The following is a 21,060-nucleotide window of genomic DNA, read 5'->3' as shown; positions in this document are numbered from 1 at the left end:
TCTCTCGGGATGGGTGAGCGAGATGGTGACAGCCGCGAGAGAGGACATTCAAGGTCGGTATGGCCCCGATGTGTTACGAACTGTAAGGCGCGCCCGCTGTGAGGCCCCAGCTAGGGCGAAGGACGTGACTCTCCGTCGTTACCGGATCGCGATCTTCCGCACCGCGCGGCTCAGGTCACGCCCGCCCCGCCGTACGGCTAACGCCACGTCCGCCGACGCCCACGCCCGCCGGGCCGTACGGCTCACGCCCACGTCCGCCGGGCCGTACGGCTCAGGCCAGGCCGAGGTGTTTGCGGGCGAACGCGAGCTGCGCGGCCATCTGGCGGATCTGCTCCTCGACCGGGAGCAGGCCGCGGCCCGCGTCGTACCGGTAGACCTCGTGCTCCTTGCCCAGCACCGCCAGCCGCGCGGCGTACGCGTCCACGGGGGAGCCGGTCCGGTCCGGGTCGTTCTCCCCGGCGAGCAGCAGCACCGGCGCGTCCACGGCCTCGGCGTACGCGATCGGGGTCGGCGCCCGGCCCGGTCCCGGCTCCGGCGAGGCGGCGACGCACAGCGACCACTTGGCGGGCCTCGCGCCCACGCCCAGCAGCGCCAGGTGCCCGCCTCGCCCGCGCCCGGCCAGCACCAGCCGGTGCGGGTCAGCCAGGCCCGAGGCCACCGCCCAGTCGCGGACGGCCTCCACGTCGTCCAGCTCGGACAGCGGGTCGCGCCCGCCGTCGCGCCACGCGGAGCCGTACCCCGTCGAACCCCGGTGGTTGGCCCGCACGACGGCGAACCCGTGGTCCACCCAGGCGGCCACCTCGGGCGCGAAGGAGTCGTCCCCCTGCGTCCCCGGCCCGTGCAGCAGGAAGACCGCGGGGTACGGCGCGTCGCCCGACGCGGGACGCGACACCAGCGCGTGGACGCGCCCGCCGGGCCCCTCGACGTCGGCGTCCTCGGCGGGCACCGAGGGCGGCGCGGCGGGCCCGCCGGGGTTGATCACCACGAGGCCCGAGGTGGACCGGATGACCGGGGGCTGGGCGCTGCTCGACCAGGCGTACTCCACCGTGCCGTCGGGGCGCACCTTGGCCACGGAGATGACGCCGCGCTCGGTCTCGATCGGCTTGAGGACCCCGCCGCGCAGGTCGTAGCGGTACAGCTCGGTCCGGCCGCGGTGGTGGTGGATGATCAGCAGGGCTCCGCCGTCGGAGTACCAGTCGGCGCAGATCTCCCCGGGGAGCCGCAGCCAGACCTCTCGCTGGTCGCCCGTCATCGGATCCCAGATCAGCGGCTCGGGCCTGCCCCGCCGCTCGTGCAGCGCCAGCAGCCGGTTGTCGCCGGGCGCGAACCGGACCGCGCGCAGGCTCGTGCCGTCGGCCAGCTCGTTCACGGTCTCGCCGCACTGGCGCACCACGCGCACGGCCCGGCGGTCGCCCAGGTTGAGCGCGATCAGGCCCTCGTCGTGGGCCAGGCCGGCCACACAGGCGCGCTCGGCGTACTCGGCGATCAGCGCGGGGTCCTGGCCGTGGCCGCCGTCGCCGGGGCGGGCGACGTGGATCCGGGTGACCGGGCCGTCGTGGACGCCCGCGATCACCGTGCCGGTCGCGCCGAGCGCCAGTCCCGCCGACCGGCCGGCACCCAGCCCGGGCAGCGGGATCTCGCTCGGCCCGCCGCCGAACGGCTGCCGCCACCAGGGGCCGTGCCCGTCCGCGCCGTCGGCCGACCACCAGATCCAGGCGCCGCGCGGGTCGATGGTGGCGTGGGAGACGCCTCCGGGGCTCTCGGTGACCCGGCGGCTGGTGCCGTTCACCCGGTCCCAGGCGTACACCTCCCACCGGCCCGACGCCGTGGATCGGTAGACGCCGCGCGACGGCGCGTTCGCGGCCCACGCGGGCATGGACATGCGCGTGGCCCGGAACCTCGCCTGCCAGCGGTCCTCCGTCTTCACACGCGCCCCCACCTCTCTGCGCCGAGACGACGGCCCTGGCGTCCAGTATGTCTACGGGGACCCGATCGCGCGGGCGTTTCGTGTAGTGATGACGGATAGATTCGTGACCATGGAGTGGTGGAACGAACCGCGTGAATGGACCGGCGACGCGAAGCGTCTCGACGTGGTGCCCGACGCGCGCAGCGACTTCTGGCGCACGACGCATTACGGGTTCGTCCGGGACACGGGTCACGTCTTCGGGCGGACGGTCGCGGGGGACGCCGACCTGTCCGTACGGCTGCGCGGCGACTACCGCGACCTGTACGACCAGGGCGGGCTCATGCTCCGGGTGGACGCCGAGAACTGGATCAAGTTCGGCGTGGAGTACGTCGACCGCCGCCTGCTGCTGAGCGCCGTGGTGACGCGGGAGTTCTCCGACTGGTCCACCACGCCCGCGCCGGACGGCGTGGAGGAGCTCTGGTTCCGCATGTCCCGGCGCGGCGACACGGTGGAGATGAGCTGGTCGCCGGACGGTTCGGCCTTCGAGACGCTGCGCCTGGCCTACCTGCCGCCGGGCGTGCCCGCGTTCGCCGGGGCGATGTGCGCCGCCCCTGACGGCGACGGCTTCCCCGTGACGTTCGAGGACCTGCGGGTGGACGACTGGACGGCGGTGTGAAGCCGTCCCATGGTGGAGGTGTGCGCCGGTTCCTGGTGGCCCTGCTCCTCCTCGTCCCGCTGCTCGCGTCCTGTACGGCGGGCCGCGACGGGGCGTCGCCGCCGGGCCAGGGCGCGCAGGAGACCTTCGAGACCGAGGTCGCGAACGTCCGGGCCTGGACCGAGCGGTTCTGGGAGCGGGAGTTCGCGGCGACCGACCGGCGGTACCGGCCGATCCGCGACTTCATCGCGTACCCCGGCAAGGGCGGTCCCCCGTGCGGGGGCGAGCCCGCCGTGCCCGACAACGCCTTCTACTGTCCCGTCGAGCACTTCATCGCCTACGACGAGAACTGGCTGCGGGGGATGTACGACCAGATCGGCGACTCGGCCGTCTACGTCGTGATCCCGCACGAGATCGGGCACGCGGTGCAGGCCCAGCTCATCACCGACTACCGGCACACCAAGGAGCTGGAGCTCCAGGCGGACTGCTACGCGGGCGCGGCGCTGGCCGGCATCGTCAGGTACGGCTTCGTCAACCCCGAGCCCGGCGACGAGCAGGAGATCATCAAGAACTTCGCCGCCGCGGGGGACCCCGAGGAGACCTGGTGGCGGCCGGACCTGCACGGCACGTTCGAGCAGCGCCAGAGCGCCTTCGCGGAGGGCTACCAGCGCGGCCCCGCCGGCTGCGGCTGACCGCCCCCGCCGATCGCGGCACCCCCTCTCGCGGGCGTACGGCTCGCGCCCCCCGGTGTCTCACCGGCGTACGGCTCGCGCCCCCGGCCGGTGGCCGTACGGCCGGGCGGGTGACGCCGCGGCTGGCGGGCGCTCCGCCGTACGGCGTGGGGTCAGGAGGCCGTGCCGGCGCCGATGATCTCGGTCAGCTTGGCGTGGCCCTCGCGGCGCAGGCGGGCGGCGAGGTCGCGGTGGACCCTGGCCGGCCAGAAGGGGCCGCGGTAGATGAACGCGGTGTAGCCCTGGACCAGCGTGGCCCCGGCGCGCAGCCGCTCCCAGACGTCGTCGGCGGTCTCGACGCCGCCGACGGAGATCAGGACGAGGCGGTCCCCGGCGCGGGCGCGCAGGCGGCGCAGCACCTCCAGGGAGCGCTCCTTGAGCGGGGCGCCGGACAGGCCGCCGATCCCCGCCGCGTCCACGGCGTAGGCGCCGCTGCGCAGGCCCGTCCTGGAGATCGTGGTGTTGGTCGCGATGACGCCGTCCAGGCCCAGCTCCAGGGCCAGGTCGGCCACGGCGTCGATGTCCTCGTCCGCCAGGTCCGGGGCGATCTTGACGAGCAGCGGCACCCGGCGCTCGGTGGCGTCGAGCACGGCGGTGAGCAGCGGCCGGAGCCGGTCCACCGCCTGGAGGTTCCGCAGGCCCGGCGTGTTGGGCGAGCTGACGTTGACGACCATGTAGTCGGCGACGCCCGCGAGGCGCCGGGCGCTCAGCGCGTAGTCGGTCGCGGCGTCGGCCTCCGGCACGACCTTGGACTTGCCGATGTTCACGCCCACGATCACGTCACCGCGGCGGCGGGCCAGCCGGCGGGCGGCGGCGGCCGCGCCGTGGTTGTTGAAGCCCATCCGGTTGACGATCGCCCGATCCGCGACCAGCCGGAACAGCCGGGGCCGGGGATTTCCGGGCTGCGGCTTGGCGGTCACCGTGCCGATCTCGACGTGGCCGAACCCGAGCGCGCCCAGCGCCTCGTAGCCGGTCGCGTCCTTGTCGAACCCCGCCGCCAGGCCCAGCGGGCCGGGGAACTCGCGGCCGAGCGCGCGCACCCGCAGCTCGGGAGCGTGCGGGGCGAGCAGCCGGCGGGCGAGCGCGCGCAGCCCCGGCACGAGCACGGCGAGCCGCAGGAGCGCGAAGCTCAGGTGGTGCGCCGTCTCGGCGGGGAGGTGCCGCAGGAACCTGGAGAAGAGGACGTCGTACATCGTCGCCCAGGTTAGCCGGACGTCTCGTCGGCCTGGATCAGCAGCCTCTTGTAGACGAGCTGCAGCCAGTCGGCGGCGGCGACCGCGGTCATCGTGGTCCCGGCCACGCGCGTGAACCGGGGGGCGAACACGAGCCCCGCGGCGTATCCGGTCGCGACCCACTGGGCGGTGCAGAAGGGGCAGGTCAGGAGCTCGCCGACCGCCTTGCGGGCGCCGGTGCCGCGCACCTCCTCGGTCAGCTCCGAGGGCCCGGAGACGCCCTTGTAGCGCGTGAACGGCGCGCGGATCGGGCTGGTCACCGGGTCCTTGGCGATCATGCGGGCGAGCTTGTGGGTGGTGATCGCCATCAGCGCGATGTCCAGCGGGCGTACGGCCTCCGGCAGGCGGCGGCCGGTGACCCTGCCGAGCGCGACGAGCCCGGCGACGGCGGCGCCGTACAGGCCCATCACGGCGGCGTATGACTTGAGCGGCCGGTGCTGGCCGTCCTCGTACCGCCGCTGTTCCTCGCGCATGCTCTCGATGAGCTCGCTCATGCGCCGCCTCTTACCCGGAGAACGGCGCCTGATGCACTCACCCGAGCGCGGCGGTCACCCGGTCCATCGCCGCGCGCCAGTGTTCCCGCTGTTGGGACCGCTCTCCGGCGTCGGCGAGCCACTCCTGATGGAACCGGAGCACGGTCTTGCCGCCGTCGCCGCTCACCGCGACCTGGACCGTGGTGTCGTGGTCCCAGTCCCGGGGGCGCCAGGTGAGCCGGACCCGGTCGTACTCCCGGAAGCTGCGGACCTCGCCCGTGGTGCCGCCGGCGGTGGTGTACCGCGCGCCCTTGCCGGGCGTCAGCCGTACGGCGTCGCCCAGGTCGCCCAGCCACAGCGCCAGGCCCTCGGGGCTGACGACGAAGTCCCAGACGCGCTCGCGGGGGTGCGGGAGGGTCCTGGAGACCCCGATCTGGAAGCCGGCGTCCTTCGTCTCGCCCACCGTCATGCCGTCGCCTCCTTCTGCCGGGCGCGCAGGGCCCGGACCTTGTTCCGGTTGCCGCAGCGCTCCATGGAGCACCAGCGCCGCCGACCGGAGGGGGATGTGTCAACGAAGATCAGGTGGCAGTCCGCGCCGCCGCACTCGTGGACGCGGCCCGCGTGCGGCCCGGTCAGCAGGCTCACCGCGTCGCGGGCGACCGCCGAGACGAGTTGCGTGCCGGTGACCGGGGCGGCCCACTCACGGCGGCCCTCGACGAGCCGCGGGACGATCGGCGGCTCGGCCGCGGCGGCGTTCACGACCTCCGCGTCCCGATCCTGGTACGGCCGGCCGCGGGCGACGTTCCGCATGATCCGCCAGAGCGCGTTGCGCAGCCGTACGGCTCGCGCCGGTTCGTCCCGCCCGCAGTGGACGCTCGCGGGGTCGAGCCGGAGCCGGGACGCGGCCGCCCAGCGCGCCAGACCGCCGGGCTCACGCAGGGACTCGTAGCGCCCGAGCGGTCCCGGACCCCCGGTGAGCAGGAGTTCCAGGCACAGCGCTCCGGGATCGAAAACCCACGGCGCGCCGTCGGAAGGACGCATCGTGATCCCGTCGGCCATGTAACCAGTATAAAGGTTACTGTCCGGAATTTCGGAAGTTACATCCGGAAAAGCGGAGGGTAGTGCGGTCGTTGCACATCGTGCACTTCGTTCGAGAGAGAGGATCGACCAATGCGAACGATCGCGAAGGCACTGGTCACCGCGACCGCCGCCGGCGCTCTGGCGCTCGGTGGCGCCGCTGCCGCCCACGCGGATGACGACGACGACTTCCCCAGCACCAGCCTGACCGTCAGCGCCAGCTCGGCCGTGGTGGGCAACTGCAACTACACGGTCGCGTACGCCTGCTCGACCCACATCGGGCCGCACGCCTACTGGGGCCCGTTCAAGGGCAACGGCTTCTGGGGCAAGTACTGGTCCAAGAAGACCGACATCAAGAAGACGCACTGGACCAAGCCGCGTCACCACCACTACCTGCCCCCGTTCAAGTAGGCCGGTCCAGGTAGTCCTGATCGCCTCGCCGAACCCATCGGCGCGGCGTCTCCCCCCACCCCCATAATCTCCGGATGGCCGTCCCCCTCGCCGCCGAGCGTCTGCTCCCCTCTCTCCTGCGGATCCTCAAGGGCCCCCACGCCGCCGCCCTCGGCGGCTCCCACGCCAAACGCGCCGCCGACGAACACTCCGACCTGGACCTCTACCTGTTCGCCGAAGCGGTCGCCTCACCCGCCGAGATCCGCGCCGCCCTCGCCTCCATCGCCGACGCCGACATCGCCATCGGCGGCGCCGCGAACCACCTCTGGGGCACAAACATCGACTTCCGCGCCGGCGGTCTCCTCGTGGAGACGACCGTCCGCACCGTCCCCCTCATCGAGTCCACCCTCGCCGAGTGCGAGCGGGGCGAGGTCGTCGCCACCCCCATGCCCTGGTGTCCCGGCGGCTTCTTCTACAACCACGCCGCGCTCGCCGACCTGGCCTCCTGTCATCCCCTCCACGACCCCGACGGCCTGCTGGAGACCTGGCGCTCCCGGGCCGCGGCGTACCCCCCGGCCCTGCGTGAGGCGATCGTGGCCCGCCACGCGCCCCTGGCCACCCTCTGGCTGGACAACCCCCACTACGACTCGGCGATCCGCCGGGCCGACGTGGTCTACACCCAGTCGATAGTCCTGGCCACCATCCACAACCTCCTCCAGCTCCTCTACGCGATCAACGAGACCCCCTTCCCCGGTGACAAGCGCGCCATCGCCCACGCCGCCGCCTTCCGCCGCGCGCCCCGGGACCTCCCCGCCACCCTGGCCCGGCTGGCCTTCCCCGCCGCCGACCCCACCCCGGCCCTCCTGGCGGAGCAACGCACCCACCTCCGCCGCCTGGCCACCGAGACCCTCGCCCTCTGGCGCGAATGAGGGGGGCGCGGGAGGATCTTGTGTCATGGGTGATATGTCACAGGGAAGCGTTGCGGTGGCCGGGGTCGGCGAGGTGGCTGAGGCCGTACGGCGGGCCGTGGGGGCCGCGGGCGAGCTTGAGGGGATGGGCCGGGAGGGGCGCGCGGCCTTGCTCGGGCTGGTCGCCGAGGAGCTGGAGGCGGTCGGGGAGGAGATCGTCGCGGTCGCGGACCGGGAGACCGGGCTCGGGACCGGCCGGCTCACCGGGGAGCTGGCGCGGACGTGCTTCCAGCTCCGGTTCTTCGGCGAGGTGATCCGGGACGGGGCGTACCTGGAGGTCGCCATCGACCACGCCGACGCGGACGCCGTGCCCGCGCCCCGGCCGGATCTGCGGAGGATGCTGGTGCCACGGGGGCCGGTGGCGGTGTTCGGGGCGTCCAACTTCCCGCTGGCGTTCAGCGTGCCCGGCGGGGACACCGCCTCGGCGCTGGCCGCCGGGTGCCCCGTCGTGGTGAAGGCGCACCCCGCGCATCCGGAGACCTCGCGGCTGGCGGCGGCCGCCATCGAGCGGGGGATCGCGCGCGCCGGCGGCCCGGCCGGGGCGTTCTCGCTGGTGGAGGGGTTCGAGGCGGGCGCGGCGCTGGTCACCGATCCGCGGATCACGGCGGTCGGGTTCACCGGGTCCGAGCGGGGCGGGCGGGCGCTGTACGAGCTGGCGGCGACGCGCCCCGAGCCGATTCCGTTCTACGGCGAGCTGGGCAGCGTGAACCCGCTGGTCGTCACGCCCGGCGCGGCGGCGGCGCGCGCGGAGGAGATCGGGCGCGGCGCGGCCGACAGCGTGACGCTCGGCATGGGCCAGTTCTGCACCAAGCCCGGCCTGATCTTCGTGCCCGCGGGCGCGGACGGGGAACGCCTGGTGGACGCCCTCGTGGCCCGGGCGCGCGAGCTGACCCCCGGCCGCCTCCTGACCGGCGCGATCCGCGACGCCTACCGTGAGGCCGCGTCCCGCGCCGCAGGCGTGCTGCTCGCCGAGGACGACCCGGCGGCCGACGTCTGCGGCGCCACGATCACCAGGGTCCCCGCGGGCGGGGAGATCCCGGCGGACGAGGTCTTCGGACCGTACGCCGTGATCGTGGAGTACGCCTCCGTCGACGGGCTCCTGGAGGCGCTGTCCGGACTGCGGCCGGCCCTGGTGGCCACCGTCCACGCCGAGGACCACGAGTCGGACACGGCCGTACGGCTGACGCGGGCCCTCCTCGGCCGGTCCGGGCGGCTGGTGTGGAACGGCTACCCGACCGGGGTCGCGGTCTCCTGGGCGATGACCCACGGCGGGCCGTACCCCGCGACCACCGACGCCGGGCACACCTCCGTCGGCGCGGGCGCGATCCGCCGCTGGCTCCGCCCGGTCACCTACCAGTCGGTCCCGCACGCGCTGCTCCCGCCCGAGCTGCGCGACGACGCGACCGGCGTGCCGCGCAGGGTGAACGGCCGCCCGGCCTGAGCCGCACCCGGGCCGAGGGCGGGCCCGGCGGTCGCGGCCGCCGAACCCGCCCCGCCCGGGATCCGTGTTCTCCGGTGGAAGGGAGATCCCGGCCGCGCGCCGGGGTTCCGCCAGAACCGGAGGTCTTCTCATGTCGTACGGAAGGCGCCTGCTCACGGTCGTGCCGGCGCTGCTCGTCACCGTGCTCGCGTTCGCGCTCCCCGGGGCCGCGGCCGGGGAGCCCCTGCCCGCGACCGAGGAGGTGATGAACCACTTCCGGGACGACTGGGGCAGGCACGCCAAGGACCGGTACGGCCTCGGGCGCTGGAACCCGGTGTCGGAATGGGAGCGCGTCGAGCAGTACGGCTTCGCGGCGGGCTCCGACGAGTTCACCGGGCGGCCGGAACGGGTCGGCGACCTGAAGCCGGTGACGCTGCGGATCATGTCCCGGCAGGTCCACGGCAGGACCGAGTACAACGTGATCGAGCGGGTGACCGAGCCGGACGGGACGGTCACCGAGAACCCGCTGCCGGTCTTCGCGGGCACACCCGAGGACATGGTCTTTCACAACGCCGCGGGCATCCACACCGGGCCGGGCGGCGAGGCCCAGGAGACCTGCCGCGAGTTCGCCAAGGCGGGCAGGCGGTTCCAGCTCTGCCGCGTGCTCTTCCAGGACGACCGGATCGCGTACCACACCAAGATCGAGAAGGGTTCGGCGGCCGAGGGGCTGCCCACCGTGGACGAGCTGCTCGGCGCGTTCCGCGACCTGTGGGGACGCACCCGCTTCACCCCGACGGGGACGACCGCCTGGCGGGAGTCGGCGGTCTTCCGGTCCGAGCGGCTGATCGTCTTCGGGCCCCCCGGGAGCGGGGAGCCCGCCGACGAGCTGACCGGCGAGCCGCGCGAGCTGACCCCCGGTGAGGAGGGCACCGCCCAGGTGGACTGGGTGCTGTACCGGCGCACCGTGCGGGGGCGGGCGGAGCACATGGTCGCCGACCGGGCGACGGTCCGCGGCGAGAGGACGATCAGCTACTTCCAGCCCTTCCGCGGCTCGCCCGACCACTGGCTGGCGCTCATCGACGACCCCGCACCCGGCGACCCCACGCCCGGCCACCGCTACCACGGGCGCGCCCTGCGGGAGTTCCTGATCGTGCGCGCGAGCGTGGACCGCGGCGAGGCGCACTACTGGGTCGCCCGTCCCCTGCCGGCCGGGATGTGAGCCGCTGCCGCCGCGATGTGAGCCGCTGCCGCCGGGATGTGAGCCGCTGCCGCCGCGATGTGAGCCGCTGCCGCCGCGATGTGAGCTGCGCTTTTTCCGGATGCCCGGCGGGGCGCCGGAAATCGCCGGGGAATCAGTTGGATCCACGGTCTCGACAATTCGGGCGCCACTGGTGCAGCATCTCAAGAGGCGCGTGATCGTAACCGCGATTGAAGCGCCGCCGTAATCCCGCGTCCGTGCTTTTTACCCGGAGAGAGGTACGCGTGATCAAGTTCATCGCCAGAGCGGCCGACGGGCTGCTCGCCGCCGTCGCACCGAAGGCGAAGGCCGAGGCTGCCTGCATCTTCCTCGGCTGGGAGACGAACACCTACAACGGCGTGTGCCGCAAGCGCCCCCACTACGACAACTGCCCGCCGGGGGCCTGGCGTCCCTGCTGATCCCGGTCTGACGGCGGCGGGGCGGATCACCCGCCCCGCCGCTCCAGGGTCCTCTCGCCGATGGACGGCTCTTTCCGTATTTCCGAGGGGTGTTTTCGCGCGTGCAATTCCTGGTGGCGGCCGTCATTCTCATCGGCGTCCTTACCGTGTTCAATCTGCTTTTGACGTTCGGGATTGTCCGGCGGCTCCGGGAGAGTCCGCCCGCGCCCGCGCTCCCGCCCCTGACCGCGCCGCTCGGGGCCGAGGTGGGCGCCTTCTCCGCCGTCACCACCTCCGGCGAGACGATCACCTCCCTGCCCGACGGCACCCTGGTGGCGTTCCTGTCGCCGGGCTGCGCGCCCTGCCACGAGAAGCTGCCCGACTTCGTGGAGTACGCCGGGCGCGCCGCCGTACGCCCGCTCGCCGTGCTGATCGACGGCGCCGACGACCCCGCGCTGGCCGCCCGGCTGGAGGCGGTCGTGCCCGTCGTCGTCGAGCCCCGCGACGGGTCCCTCACCGAGGCGTTCCAGATCACCGGCACCCCGGCGTTCGTCACCGTCGAAGGGGGCCGGGTCGCCCTCCTCGGGCTGCCGCCGGTGGCCGTCGGCGCATGAAGTCGCTGACGGGCGTCTCCGCCGCGATCCGGCTCGCGTGGCGGGCGCGGCCGTACGCCGTGGTCTGGCTCGTGGTGCTGGCCGTGCTGACCGCCGTGATCCCCGTGCTGGTCGCCTGGCTGACCAAGGTCGTCGTGGACCTGGTGGCCGGCGGGGGCGCGATGGGCGGCGGGGGCGCGGTGGGCGGCTCCGCCGCGGGAGGCGGCGCGGGCGACGGGGGCAGCGCGGTCCTCGCCGCCGCGGTGGCGCTCGCCGTGCTGGGGCTGCTGGTCGCGCTCCTGCCCGAGCTGGTCAAGTACTTCCGGGGGGAACTGCAACGGGCGGCCGGACTGCTCGCCCAGGACCGGCTGTTCACCGCCGTGAACCGGCTGCCGGGGCTGGCGAGGTTCGAGGACCCCGCGTTCCTCGACCGGCTCCGCCTCGCGTCCGACTCCGGCGGCCAGACGCCCACCCAGGTCGTCGAGGCCGGGCTCGGGCTCGTCGGCGGCCTGATCACGCTGACCGGCATGCTCGGCCTCCTGCTCACCGTCAACCCGATCATGGCGCTCGCCGTCCTGGCCGGGGCCGTGCCCGCGCTCCTCGCCGAGCTCACGCTGTCCCGCCGCCGCGCCGCGATGATGTGGCGGCTGGGCCCCATCGAGCGCCGCGAGTTCTTCTACTCGAACCTCATGAGCAGCACGGAGGCCGCCAAGGAGGTCCGGCTCTTCGGCATCGGCGCCTTCTTCCACGCCCGCATGCTCGTCGAGCGCCGCGAGGCCAACCGCCAGCGCCGTGGTCAGGACCTGCGCGAACTCCGGGTGCAGGCGTCCTTGGGCATCCTGTCCGCCGTCTTGTCCGGCGCGGGCCTGATCTGGGCCATCCTGAACGCCCGCTCCGGCAACCTCCAGCCCGGCGACATCCCCATGTTCATCGCGGCGGTGACCGGCGTCCAGACCAGCCTCAACAGCACGGTCAACCAGATCTCCTTCACCCACCAGCAGCTCCTCCTGTTCCGCCATTTCCAGGAGATCGAGGCCACCGAGCCGGACCTCGACCCGTCACCGCCGGCCGCCCCCGCGACCGCCGCCGACCCCGGCGACACCGAGGACCCCGCGCCGGGCGCGGCCGGGGCTCCCGGATCGAGTACGGCGGGGGCCGCGTCCCCTGGACCGAGTACGGCCGGGGCGGCGTCCTCCGCGTCGAGTACGGCAGGGGCGGTGTCGCCCGCGTCGGGAACGGCCGGGGCGGCGTCCTCCGGGTCGGGTACGGCCGGGCGAGCGGAGTCCGGTGCGAGCGCGACCGGAAAGGCGGAGAACCCCGATTTCGGGCGGGACGTATCGCGTATGACGCCGCGACCGGAACCCGTTTCCGGTACGGCGGAGCCCGCGCGGGCCGTACCGGGGGAGGAGCGGCCGGCGGCGGACATGCCGGGCGCGGAGACCCCCGCGGCGGCCGTACCGGCGGCGGAGAGGTCCGCGGAAGCCGTGCCGGGCGCGGAGGGGCGGGCCGCCGCCGTTCCGGGTCCGGCGGGTCCGGCGGCATCCGGCCCGGGTGAGACGGATTCCGGTCAGGACGTATCTCGTATGACCGACGAACCGAAATCGCACCCGGATGCGGTCGGCCGGGCGGAAGCCGTACGCGATGAGGGGAGGCGCACGGCGGCGAACGGCGGCGCGGGGGCCGGCCGCGGGCCCGGGCCGTTGCGGCGGGGGATCGAGGTCCGGGACCTGTGGTTCCGGTACAGCCCGGAGCATCCGTGGGTGCTGCGCGGCGTGGACTTCGAGATCCCGGCCGGGGGGTCGGTGGGCCTGGTCGGGCGGAACGGGTCGGGGAAGAGCACGCTGGTCAAGCTGTTGTGCCGGTTCTACGACCCGGTGCGCGGGGCGATCCTGTGGGACGGGCGGGACCTGCGGGAGTTCGAGCCGGGGGCGATCCGGGAGCGGATGAGCGCGGTGTTCCAGGACTTCATGTCCTATGACCTGTCCGCCGCCGAGAACATCGGGGTGGGCGACCTGACCGCGATCGACGACCGGGCGCGGATCGAGGAGGCGGCCCGGGCGGCGGGCGTGCACGACAAGCTCGCCGCGCTGCCTCGCGGATACGACACGGCGCTGACCCGCATCTTCTTCGACGTGAGCGACGACGACCCGAGCACGGGCGTGATCCTGTCCGGCGGCCAGTGGCAGCGGCTCGCCCTGGCGCGTGCGCTGGTGCGCGGCGGGCGGGACCTGCTCATCCTCGACGAGCCCAGCTCCGGGCTGGACGCCCAGGCCGAGCACGAGATCCACACCAGCCTCAAGCTCCACGGCCGGGACCGCACCCGCCTGCTCATCTCCCACCGCCTGAGCGCCGTGCGCGACGCCGACCTCCTGGTCGTGCTGGACGAGGGCCGCATCACCGAACAGGGCGACCACGCGTCGCTGATGCGGGCGGGAGGCGTCTACGCTGACCTCTTCACCCTCCAAGCCGCCGGGTACCAGTCAGCCGGAGAGGTCTCATGAAGCGAAGCCGCATCGTCCTCGCCGCCGTCGCCGTGACGGGCGCGGCCGCCGCCCTCTGGGCTCGCCACCGGCTGCTGATCACCGACGTCACCGGCCCCAGCATGCGCCCCACCTACCAGGACGGCGACCGCCTGCTCTCCATCCGGACCACCCGCAGGACGCTCCTCACGCCGGGCCAGGTGGTGGTCCTGCGCAACCCCCGTCCCCACGGCGTGGAGGGCTCCAGCGAGACGCCGTACCTCATCAAGCGCATAGCCGCCGTGGCCGGTCAGCCCGTGCCGCCCGACGTCCCCGGCCGGACCGTCCCCGAGGGGCAGGTCGTGGTCCTCGGCGACAACCCCGCCCAGAGCCTCGACTCCCGCCACCTCGGCCCCATCCCGCTGACCCACGTCATCGCCCGGGTCTACCGCCGCATGACCCGCTGACCCCGCCCCGCCCTCCCGGCCCACCAGCGCCCCCGCTCCCCGAGGTACGGCCTGAGCCGGGAGGAGAGGCGGGGAGGCGGGGCCTTGGGCGTACGGCCCTGCTGATTCCGGTCCCAGTACGGCCGAACCGGTGGGAGAACCCGGTATCGGCGCGACGTATCACGTATGACGGCGAGAAGTGGCACGTATGACCCGGCGACCGGGCGCGGCGGGAGCGCCCGCCTTCTGCCGTACGGCCCGAGCCGGGATGGCTTCGGGCGGCGGAGAGCCGCGCCGTACGGCGGCGGGGCCCAACGTGAGCCTCCGGACGGCGAGAGCGCCCGCCGTGCGACCTGACCCAGGCCCGCCGTGCACCTGGCCCGGGGGCGCCGTGCGGCCTGACCCGGGATCGCGGCGCGGCCTGAGCCCGGGGGAGCCTTGGAGCGGGAGGATCGCACGCCTTACGGCCGGAGCCCGGCCGGTGCGGGCCCGGCGAGAGGCGGTCTTCCGGTGTGCGGCGTGAGCCCGGGGGCGGGCTTCGGTGATCTGGGCGGCCGGGCGCGAGGGGGTGATATCCGCGCGAAGTTCCACGGATGAGGAGATATGGCGGAGGTTCCTCACTTTTCCGGTGCGAGGCGGGGTCCCGGCCGCGGCGCGTTCCTAGCCTCGGGGCGTGGACATCGTCAGGGCCTGGTGGCGGATGGCGGCGTTGCCGGCCGTCGTCCTCGCCGACGCGCTGCTCATGCTGGCGGCGGGCTGGATCGTGGCGAGGACCCCACCTCGGGGCGAACCGTGCGAGGGAGCGAGCGTACGGTGCGCGGGCGCGGACCCGACGCCCGCGGGGTGGATCGCCGAGATGGACTTCCGGGTGGCGGTGACCTTCTGGTCGTTCGGGAGCGTGGCGCTGATCATGCTGGCGAGTGCGCTGTGGGGGTGGCGGCACCGGTTCCGGGCCCTGGCCGTGGTCCAGCTCCTGGCCCTGGCCGTCCCCGTCTACGTCGTCGCTCTCGGAGTGCTGAGCTCCTACCCCTCGCTTCGCTAGAGCCGGCGGCGGGCACGGCCTGCGGGAGGGAGCAGATTCCCGGGGTCCCTAGGCGGGAGCGGCCACGACGTGGATCTCGAAGTCGTCGCCGGTCACGACCATGCCCGGGCGGATCTTCCGGGTCTTGCGGAGTTCGAGTTCGCCGTCCACCTCGACGTTGCCGTCGGCGATGAACTGCTTGGCCGCGCCGCCGGTGTCCATGATGTCGCAGACCTTGAGCAGGTCGCAGAGCGCGATGTGGTCGCCGGTCAGGTCGAAGGTGAGTCTCACTCGTTCAGGATAGGTGCGTCGTCGGCGACGTTCTCGCGCAGGCGCGCGAGGAGGGCGTGCAGGGCCTCCAGGTCGCCGGGCGCGAGGCCCCGGCGGAGGCGGCTGTCGAAGGCGACCGCCGCGTCGGCCAGCCGGCGGAAGAGGAGCTCGCCGGGCTCGGTGAGCTCGACGACGTGGACGCGGCGGTTGGCGGGGTCGCGGCGGCGGGTGATGAGGCCGCCGGACTCCATGCTGTTCAGGTGGTGCGTGAGCGTCGCGCCCTGGATGCCGATCGCCTCGGCCAGCTCGCGCTGGGTGCCCAGGCTGCGCGTCTTCAGCGAAATCATGATCAGCCAGACGGGCAGCGAGCCGCCGGCCTCGGCGAGGGCGCGGTCGAAGGCGCGGCTCACCGACTTGGCGGTCTGGCTGAGGTCGAGCCCGATCGGCGGCGGCATGGTGACGAGGGTATCACTATCGGTAGAGATGAAAGCGTTTGATATCTAATCATTAGATGTCTATCGCCGGAGAGATCGCACACAGGTCGTGCTCAGGTCAGGGAGGAGACGCCATGACGTTCGAGGGAAAGGTCGCGCTGGTCGCGGGAGCCAGCCGCGGGATCGGCGCCGAGACGGCGCGGGCGTTCGCGCGGGCCGGGGCGGCGGTGGTGCTCGGCGCGCGGGACGAGAAGGCGCTCGGCGCGGTGGCCGGGGAGATCCGCGCCGAGGGCGGCCGGGCGGTGGCCGTGCGCACCGACGTCGGGGACGCCGCGTCGTCGGAGGCGCTGGTACGGCGGGCGCTGGAGGAGTTCGGACGGCTGGACGCGGCGTTCAACAACGCGACGGACGGGCCGCTGCCGGCGCCGCTGGCCGAGATCGACCCCGAGGAGTTCGACCGGGGGATCCGGACCAACGTGCGCGGGACGTTCCTCGGCATGAGGTTCCAGATCCCGGCCATGCTGCGCACCGGCGGCGGCGCGATCGTGAACATGGCCTCCGTCGCCGGGGTCCAGGCCACCGCCGGGCTCGCGGCGTACGTCGCAGGCAAGGCCGGGATCATCGGCCTGACCAAGGTCGCCGCGCTCGACTACGCCGACCGGGGCGTCCGCGTGAACGTCGTGGCTCCGGGCCCGATCCTCACCCACCACCTGGAGGCGGCGGGAGAGGAGGCGCGGCGGCTGGCCGGGCTCGCCACGCCGATGCGCCGCACCGGCCGCCCCCACGAGGTGGCCGACGCCGTGCTCTGGCTCTGCTCGGAGGGGTCGTCCTTCGTCACCGGGGCGGTCATCCCCATCGACGGCGGTCAGTACGCGGGCAACAAGCCGCCGCGGATGTACCGGCAGGGGCACTCCATGGAGCCCGGCGCCGCCTGAAAGCCCGGGCCGGGACGCGCCCTACAGGGGGAGCGGGGTGTTCTGGTCGTGGAGGAGGAGCCAGCCCTCGGCGGTCCGGGTGAAGACGAGGCTCACGAGGTTGCGCTTGTGGATGGGCGCGCCTGAGGCGTCCACGTCGCGGTAGTCGGCCTCGAAGAGCGCGGAGAGCGTGCCCTCGGTCTCCACCAGGGAGAGCGGGTGCAGCTCCTGCGTCCAGTCGAGGTCGGCGAACCACTCGCGGTGGAAGTCCTCCACGGATCGGCGGCCTTCGAGGCGGTTGCCGTTCGGCAGCACCACGATGACATCGTCGTGGAGCGTCGCGGAGTAGGCCTTCAGGTCGCGGTCGGCGATGGCCGCGAGGTGGATCTGGACGACGGACTCATCAGAGGTCATCGCCCAAGCTTAGGGATATTCGCCCCCATTTCCCGATCACTTCGCGCCCCGGTTTTCCAGCCGGCCTCAACAAGCTCACACCGGCCGCCCTCCCCGGCTCGCCCCAACGCCCTTTCCGTCTCGCCGGCCCACGTTCCCCGGCTCACGAGCGCCCTTCCGGCTCGCGCCGGCCCACGCTTCCCGGCTCACGAGCGCCCTTCCGTCTCGCGCCGGCCCGTCCTCCCCGCCTGGGCCGCACCCGGCTCGCGCCGGCCCGTCCTCCCGGCCCACGCCTGGGACCGAACCCGGCTCGCGCCCGGGGTCACACCCCGGCTCGCGCCCGGGCTCACCAGGGGCGGCCCGTCTTCACCTCGTCGAGCTGGGGTCTGGACAGGTGGAGCACCTCGTAGTGGTCGCCGCCGACCTCCTCCACGGACTCCTGCCACAGCGTGAAGTGCACCATCTCCCAGTGCCGCGGATCCACCGCCAGCACCGTGGCGTAGACCCCCGGCATCCGGGCGCGCGCGGCCAGCTCCTCCGCCGCCTTCGTCACCGCCGCCGACGGGTCCTCCAGCGCCGGGATCGCCCGGACGTATCGGCTGGCGGCCCGCGGCGGTGACGCGCCGTGAGCGGGTCCCCGCTCCCACTGCACCCCCGTCCAGTGGTGCACGGCGGGCCGGCCGAAGTCGCGCACGATCCCGGCGAACCCCGCCCCGCCCCACAGGAACCGGTTCATCCCCCCGGTGTCGTCCCACAGGTAGAACGGCGCGTACTGGTTCACGGGCGACCCGGCCGCGCGCTCGCGTATGAGGTAGGCCTTGAACCCGAGCCCCTCGAAGTCGTCGAGGGCGTGCCCGCGTGTCGCGACCCGCTCGCGGATGATCCGCATGTCGTAGTCGGCGGGCAGCGTGATCTCGTACTGCATGGCGTACATGGGGCCTCCGATCAGCCGGGCTGTATCGACGACAAGACGCTATGGTCCGGCTTTCATCCCGTCCACGAGCGAACCCCGTTCTGTGGACGGCGCCCCCGCCATCCCTAAGCCTGTGGACAATTCATCCACAGGCTGTGGACAACCCTAGAACTCCGACCCGCTGGGCCGCTCGCGGGGCGGCTCCTGCTCCTCGTCGCTGTGCCATTCGCCCGGGAGCCCACCCTTCCTCTCCTGCTCCGGCGGATGCTCGCGCCCGCCGTACGGCGGTCCGATGGGCGTCTCCCCGGGCCGCCCGCCCTGCGGAGCCCGCTGCCGCCGGGCCTCCGCGTCCTTGCGATCCTGCTCGGCGGACATCTCCGGCTCGTCATTATCCGAGGCCGGGTAGTCGGGTCCGGTCGTCATGTTCCCTCCTCGACTGCGGGCGGCGACAGGAAGCGCCGCCATCAGCGCTACCCGCGACCGTTCCAAATAGGCGTCCCCGCTGGTCGGGCGGCATGAGGGGCGAATGAAGCGCCCTTAACTTAATGCCCTGAATTTTCAAGGTATTAGGCGCGCATTGACACTAAAGCCGCAAGTGCCGTGCACTTCCTCTAATCCCCCAACCCCGAGACGGTACGCAGAAGCACCCTTTCACGCAAATCCCCCGTTGTTAGAGGAGCCCCCGCGTGAGACCAACCCCCAAGTTCGCCGGTCTGGCCCTGGCCGCGGGCCTCGCCGTGGCACTGGCCGTGACCCCGGCCGGCGTCGCCTCGGCCCAAGGCCGTACGCAACACGCGCCGCAGCAGGCCGACCCCAAGGCCCAGGCGGCCGCGGCGGCCGACCGGCTGATCGCCGCCAACCCCGGCGTCTTCCACAAGTCCGCGAAGGACACGATGGAGCGCCAGGCGGTCACCGAAGGCGGCGGCCTGTACTACGTCTCCTATGAGCGGAAGTACGCCGGCATCCCCGTCGAGGGCGGCGACTTCGTGATCGTGGTGGACGGTGCGGGCAAGGTACTGAGCACCTCTGTCGCCCAGACCGAGGCGCTCAACGTCCCCACCACCCCCAAGCTCTCCGCCGACCAGGCCGACGAGAAGGCCCGGGGCCGCGCCGCCGCCGGGATCCGCGACACGTCCGAGCCGCGTCTCACCGTACTCGCCAAGGGCGACGGCGTCCTGACGTACGAGACGGTCGTCGAGGGCGAGCGGAACGGCCGGCCGTACAAGCTGCACGTCTACGTGGACGCGCAGACCGGTGAGGTCGTCGAGACCTGGGACGAGGTCCGCGAGGGGCAGGGCAACAGCTACTACCACGGCCCGGTGACCATCGCCACGACCCAGTCCGGCACGCAGTACACCATGGCCGACCCGGGCCGCCCGGGCATCCGCTGCGGCGGACAGGACGGCGGCACGTACTCGGGCCCGGACGACAACTGGGGCAACGGCACCGGCACGAACCTGGAGACCGCCTGCGTGGACGCGCTGTACGCGGTCCAGAAGCAGTGGGACATGCTCGGCTCGTGGCTCGGCCGCAACGGCATCAACGGCCAGGGCGGCGGGTTCCCGGCGCGCGTCGGCCTCGCCCAGGCGAACGCCTACTGGAACGGCAGCTTCACCAACTTCGGCCGGTCCCAGGACGGGCAGCGCCAGGCCACCCCGACCGACGTCGTGGCGCATGAGTACGGCCACGCGATCTTCCAGACCACGCCCGGCGGCTCGACCGGCAGCAACGAGACCGGCGGCCTCAACGAGTCCACCGGCGACATCTTCGGCGCGCTGACCGAGTGGTACCTCAACGAGCCGCGCCGGCCCGAGCCGCCGAACCTGGACCCGCCGGACTACGACGTGGGCGAGGAGGTCAACCTCGTCGGCCGCGGCCCGATCCGGTACATGAACCAGCCGTCGCGCATCTCCGGGCACCCCGACTGCTTCAGCTCCAGCGTTCCCGGCATGGAGGTCCACGCGGCCGCCGGCGTCCAGAACCACTGGTTCTACCTGCTGTCCGAGGGCTCCAACGCCAACGACCCGGGCAACGGCCGCCCGAACAGCCCCACCTGCAACGGCTCGACCGTCACCGGGATCGGCATCCAGAAGGCCGGCAAGATCTTCATGGGCGCCCTGAACCGCAAGGTCTCCTACTGGACGCACTCGCTCTCCCGCAAGGCGTCCCTGGAGGCCGCGATCCAGCTCTTCCCCGGCTCCTGCGCCGAGTTCGAGGCCACCCGCGCCGCCTGGAACGCCGTCAGCGTCCCCGCCGCGTCCGGTGAGCCCACGACCTGCCAGGGCGGCGGCGACACCTTCGACATGACGATCAACCCGGCCTCGGCCTCGATCACCCCCGGCCAGTCGGCGACGTCCACCATCACCACCCGCACCACCGGCGGCAACGCCCAGACCGTGACGTTCCGGGTGTCCGGCCTCCCGGCCGGCGCGACCGCCACCTTCAACCCGCCGTCCGTCACCTCCGGCGGCACGTCCACGATGACCATCGCCACGAGCGCCACGACCCCCGAGGGCTCGCACCAGGTGACGATCACCGGCGACGGCACCGCGCAGGACAAGACGGCGGTCTTCACGCTCAACGTGGGCACCACCGGCGGCCCGGTCTTCTCGGACGACTTCGAGACCGACAAGGGCTGGACCGCGGGCGGCACGGCGACCTCCGGCCGCTTCGAGCGCGGCAACCCGCAGCCCACGAGCTACTCGGGTACGGCGTTGCAGCCCGACACCACCCCGAGCGGCGTGAACGCCGTGGTGACCGGCGCGGCGGCGGGCGCGAGCGCCGGTGACTACGACCTCGACGGCGGCGTGACCACCATGCAGTCCCCGGCCATCGCCCTCCCGTCCGGCGCCAACCTGACGCTCAGCTTCTCGTGGTACCTGGCGCACCTGAACAACGCGAGCAACACCGACTACCTCCGCGTCAAGGTCGTCTCGGCGACCACCGGCACCGTCTTCGAGCAGCTCGGCGCGGCCACCAACCGCGCGGGCACCTGGAACACCGCCACGGTCAACCTCTCCTCCTACGCCGGCCAGTCCGTCCGCATCCTCATCGAGGCCGCTGACGCCGGCACCGCCAGCCTCGTAGAGGCCGGCGTGGACAACATCTCCATCACCCGGAGCTGACCCTC

23 protein-coding genes are annotated in these 21,060 nt (G+C 73.3%); 13 read left to right on the top strand and 10 right to left on the bottom strand.

Annotation, left to right across the window (positions count from 1 at the left end; all coding sequences use genetic code 11):
• Positions 1–271 precede the first annotated feature (271 nt).
• Complete coding sequence (locus D5H75_RS16210; RefSeq protein WP_242454274.1) at positions 272–1,927, bottom strand: S9 family peptidase; 1,656 nt, start codon at positions 1,925–1,927, stop codon at positions 272–274.
• A gap of 88 nt (positions 1,928–2,015) precedes the next feature.
• Between D5H75_RS16210 and D5H75_RS16205 the strand changes: the two genes are divergently transcribed.
• Together D5H75_RS16205 and D5H75_RS16200 are read left to right on the top strand one after the other, a co-directional pair.
• Entirely contained in the window at positions 2,016–2,582 is a 567-nt protein-coding gene (locus tag D5H75_RS16205) for a DUF1349 domain-containing protein (RefSeq protein WP_202638211.1), read from the top strand.
• A gap of 20 nt (positions 2,583–2,602) precedes the next feature.
• Positions 2,603–3,253 (top strand): neutral zinc metallopeptidase, encoded by a 651-nt coding sequence (locus D5H75_RS16200; RefSeq protein WP_119927299.1) that lies wholly within the window; start codon positions 2,603–2,605, stop codon positions 3,251–3,253.
• Between the two features lie 152 nt (positions 3,254–3,405).
• On the opposite strand, the gene D5H75_RS16195 is transcribed toward D5H75_RS16200, so the two are convergent.
• The 4 genes from D5H75_RS16195 to D5H75_RS16180 are packed head-to-tail and all read right to left on the bottom strand — an operon-like array spanning position 3,406 to position 6,056.
• Complete coding sequence (locus D5H75_RS16195) at positions 3,406–4,485, bottom strand: quinone-dependent dihydroorotate dehydrogenase (RefSeq protein WP_119927298.1); 1,080 nt, start codon at positions 4,483–4,485, stop codon at positions 3,406–3,408.
• A gap of 11 nt (positions 4,486–4,496) precedes the next feature.
• Positions 4,497–5,018 (bottom strand): DUF1360 domain-containing protein, encoded by a 522-nt coding sequence (locus D5H75_RS16190; RefSeq protein WP_119927297.1) that lies wholly within the window; start codon positions 5,016–5,018, stop codon positions 4,497–4,499.
• Positions 5,019–5,055: 37 nt separating this feature from the next.
• On the bottom strand, positions 5,056–5,466 hold the full coding sequence (locus tag D5H75_RS16185) for an SRPBCC family protein (RefSeq protein WP_119927296.1): 411 nt from the start codon (positions 5,464–5,466) through the stop codon (positions 5,056–5,058).
• Positions 5,463–6,056 (bottom strand): CGNR zinc finger domain-containing protein, encoded by a 594-nt coding sequence (locus tag D5H75_RS16180; protein ID WP_119927295.1) that lies wholly within the window; start codon positions 6,054–6,056, stop codon positions 5,463–5,465. Before D5H75_RS16180 ends, D5H75_RS16185 begins: the two co-directional genes overlap by 4 nt.
• A gap of 111 nt (positions 6,057–6,167) precedes the next feature.
• Here D5H75_RS16180 and D5H75_RS16175 point away from each other — a divergent pair, with 111 nt between their 5' ends.
• From D5H75_RS16175 to D5H75_RS16135, 9 genes are all read left to right on the top strand, one after another.
• Positions 6,168–6,485, top strand: a complete 318-nt coding sequence (locus D5H75_RS16175; RefSeq protein ID WP_119927294.1) for a hypothetical protein — start codon at positions 6,168–6,170, stop codon at positions 6,483–6,485.
• A gap of 74 nt (positions 6,486–6,559) precedes the next feature.
• Positions 6,560–7,393 carry a nucleotidyltransferase domain-containing protein gene (locus D5H75_RS16170; RefSeq protein WP_119927293.1) on the top strand — a complete coding sequence of 278 codons (834 nt, stop codon included), beginning with the start codon at positions 6,560–6,562 and terminating at the stop codon, positions 7,391–7,393.
• Positions 7,394–7,418: 25 nt separating this feature from the next.
• The gene (locus D5H75_RS16165) at positions 7,419–8,873 is read left to right on the top strand and encodes an aldehyde dehydrogenase (NADP(+)) (protein WP_202638210.1); all 1,455 of its coding nucleotides are present in this window, start codon (positions 7,419–7,421) and stop codon (positions 8,871–8,873) included.
• A gap of 130 nt (positions 8,874–9,003) precedes the next feature.
• Positions 9,004–10,071: a hypothetical protein gene (locus tag D5H75_RS16160; RefSeq protein ID WP_119927291.1), complete on the top strand. Its 1,068-nt coding sequence runs from the start codon at positions 9,004–9,006 to the stop codon at positions 10,069–10,071.
• A gap of 263 nt (positions 10,072–10,334) precedes the next feature.
• Complete coding sequence (locus D5H75_RS41600; RefSeq protein ID WP_202638209.1) at positions 10,335–10,508, top strand: hypothetical protein; 174 nt, start codon at positions 10,335–10,337, stop codon at positions 10,506–10,508.
• A gap of 161 nt (positions 10,509–10,669) precedes the next feature.
• The gene (locus D5H75_RS16155; RefSeq protein ID WP_147425175.1) at positions 10,670–11,101 is read left to right on the top strand and encodes a thioredoxin domain-containing protein; all 432 of its coding nucleotides are present in this window, start codon (positions 10,670–10,672) and stop codon (positions 11,099–11,101) included.
• Positions 11,098–13,581: an ABC transporter ATP-binding protein gene (locus D5H75_RS41595; protein WP_242454273.1), complete on the top strand. Its 2,484-nt coding sequence runs from the start codon at positions 11,098–11,100 to the stop codon at positions 13,579–13,581. Before D5H75_RS16155 ends, D5H75_RS41595 begins: the two co-directional genes overlap by 4 nt.
• Positions 13,578–14,006 carry a S26 family signal peptidase gene (locus D5H75_RS41590; protein WP_202638208.1) on the top strand — a complete coding sequence of 143 codons (429 nt, stop codon included), beginning with the start codon at positions 13,578–13,580 and terminating at the stop codon, positions 14,004–14,006. Before D5H75_RS41595 ends, D5H75_RS41590 begins: the two co-directional genes overlap by 4 nt.
• Positions 14,007–14,658: 652 nt before the next feature.
• Entirely contained in the window at positions 14,659–15,027 is a 369-nt protein-coding gene (locus D5H75_RS16135) for a hypothetical protein (RefSeq protein WP_147425174.1), read from the top strand.
• 48 nt (positions 15,028–15,075) lie between these two features.
• Here D5H75_RS16135 and D5H75_RS16130 read toward each other — a convergent pair whose 3' ends face one another.
• Both D5H75_RS16130 and D5H75_RS16125 read right to left on the bottom strand, forming a co-directional pair.
• A complete protein-coding gene (locus tag D5H75_RS16130) occupies positions 15,076–15,297 on the bottom strand; it encodes an RNA-binding S4 domain-containing protein (RefSeq protein ID WP_119927288.1) in 222 nt (73 codons plus the stop codon).
• Positions 15,294–15,731 carry a MarR family winged helix-turn-helix transcriptional regulator gene (locus D5H75_RS16125; protein ID WP_119927287.1) on the bottom strand — a complete coding sequence of 146 codons (438 nt, stop codon included), beginning with the start codon at positions 15,729–15,731 and terminating at the stop codon, positions 15,294–15,296. The genes D5H75_RS16130 and D5H75_RS16125 overlap by 4 nt, the downstream gene beginning before the upstream one ends.
• A gap of 113 nt (positions 15,732–15,844) precedes the next feature.
• On the opposite strand from D5H75_RS16125, the gene D5H75_RS16120 reads away from it, so the two are divergent.
• Positions 15,845–16,645: an SDR family NAD(P)-dependent oxidoreductase gene (locus D5H75_RS16120; RefSeq protein WP_119927286.1), complete on the top strand. Its 801-nt coding sequence runs from the start codon at positions 15,845–15,847 to the stop codon at positions 16,643–16,645.
• A gap of 21 nt (positions 16,646–16,666) precedes the next feature.
• Here D5H75_RS16120 and D5H75_RS16115 read toward each other — a convergent pair whose 3' ends face one another.
• From D5H75_RS16115 to D5H75_RS16105, 3 genes are all read right to left on the bottom strand, one after another.
• On the bottom strand, positions 16,667–17,038 hold the full coding sequence (locus D5H75_RS16115) for a YybH family protein (protein ID WP_119927285.1): 372 nt from the start codon (positions 17,036–17,038) through the stop codon (positions 16,667–16,669).
• A gap of 325 nt (positions 17,039–17,363) precedes the next feature.
• Positions 17,364–17,951 carry a DUF4865 family protein gene (locus tag D5H75_RS16110; RefSeq protein WP_119927284.1) on the bottom strand — a complete coding sequence of 196 codons (588 nt, stop codon included), beginning with the start codon at positions 17,949–17,951 and terminating at the stop codon, positions 17,364–17,366.
• A 144-nt stretch (positions 17,952–18,095) separates the two neighbouring features.
• Entirely contained in the window at positions 18,096–18,353 is a 258-nt protein-coding gene (locus D5H75_RS16105) for a hypothetical protein (protein ID WP_119927283.1), read from the bottom strand.
• Positions 18,354–18,616: 263 nt separating this feature from the next.
• Here D5H75_RS16105 and D5H75_RS16100 point away from each other — a divergent pair, with 263 nt between their 5' ends.
• Positions 18,617–21,055 carry a M4 family metallopeptidase gene (locus D5H75_RS16100; protein ID WP_242454272.1) on the top strand — a complete coding sequence of 813 codons (2,439 nt, stop codon included), beginning with the start codon at positions 18,617–18,619 and terminating at the stop codon, positions 21,053–21,055.
• The last annotated feature ends 5 nt before the right edge of the window (positions 21,056–21,060 follow it).

Origin of the sequence: Bailinhaonella thermotolerans (assembly GCF_003594875.1) — a bacterium.
In the GTDB taxonomy this organism is placed as follows: Bacteria; Actinomycetota; Actinomycetes; order Streptosporangiales; family Streptosporangiaceae; genus Bailinhaonella; species Bailinhaonella thermotolerans.
Note: the sequence above shows the minus strand (reverse complement) of the source record. Positions and strands in the feature narration are given on the sequence as shown.

Excerpts from the sequence above, each read along its gene's own strand:
- D5H75_RS16205 (WP_202638211.1), top strand. The coding sequence starts at position 2,016 with ATGACGGATAGATTCGTGACCATGGAGTGGTGGAACGAACCGCGTGAA.
- D5H75_RS16195 (WP_119927298.1), bottom strand. The coding sequence starts at position 4,485 with ATGTACGACGTCCTCTTCTCCAGGTTCCTGCGGCACCTCCCCGCCGAG.
- D5H75_RS16190 (WP_119927297.1), bottom strand. The coding sequence starts at position 5,018 with ATGAGCGAGCTCATCGAGAGCATGCGCGAGGAACAGCGGCGGTACGAG.
- D5H75_RS16185 (WP_119927296.1), bottom strand. The coding sequence starts at position 5,466 with ATGACGGTGGGCGAGACGAAGGACGCCGGCTTCCAGATCGGGGTCTCC.
- D5H75_RS16180 (WP_119927295.1), bottom strand. The coding sequence starts at position 6,056 with ATGGCCGACGGGATCACGATGCGTCCTTCCGACGGCGCGCCGTGGGTT.
- D5H75_RS16175 (WP_119927294.1), top strand. The coding sequence starts at position 6,168 with ATGCGAACGATCGCGAAGGCACTGGTCACCGCGACCGCCGCCGGCGCT.
- D5H75_RS16170 (WP_119927293.1), top strand. The coding sequence starts at position 6,560 with ATGGCCGTCCCCCTCGCCGCCGAGCGTCTGCTCCCCTCTCTCCTGCGG.
- D5H75_RS16165 (WP_202638210.1), top strand. The coding sequence starts at position 7,419 with ATGGGTGATATGTCACAGGGAAGCGTTGCGGTGGCCGGGGTCGGCGAG.
- D5H75_RS16160 (WP_119927291.1), top strand. The coding sequence starts at position 9,004 with ATGTCGTACGGAAGGCGCCTGCTCACGGTCGTGCCGGCGCTGCTCGTC.
- D5H75_RS41595 (WP_242454273.1), top strand. The coding sequence starts at position 11,098 with ATGAAGTCGCTGACGGGCGTCTCCGCCGCGATCCGGCTCGCGTGGCGG.
- D5H75_RS41590 (WP_202638208.1), top strand. The coding sequence starts at position 13,578 with ATGAAGCGAAGCCGCATCGTCCTCGCCGCCGTCGCCGTGACGGGCGCG.
- D5H75_RS16125 (WP_119927287.1), bottom strand. The coding sequence starts at position 15,731 with ATGCCGCCGCCGATCGGGCTCGACCTCAGCCAGACCGCCAAGTCGGTG.
- D5H75_RS16120 (WP_119927286.1), top strand. The coding sequence starts at position 15,845 with ATGACGTTCGAGGGAAAGGTCGCGCTGGTCGCGGGAGCCAGCCGCGGG.
- D5H75_RS16115 (WP_119927285.1), bottom strand. The coding sequence starts at position 17,038 with ATGACCTCTGATGAGTCCGTCGTCCAGATCCACCTCGCGGCCATCGCC.
- D5H75_RS16110 (WP_119927284.1), bottom strand. The coding sequence starts at position 17,951 with ATGTACGCCATGCAGTACGAGATCACGCTGCCCGCCGACTACGACATG.
- D5H75_RS16105 (WP_119927283.1), bottom strand. The coding sequence starts at position 18,353 with ATGACGACCGGACCCGACTACCCGGCCTCGGATAATGACGAGCCGGAG.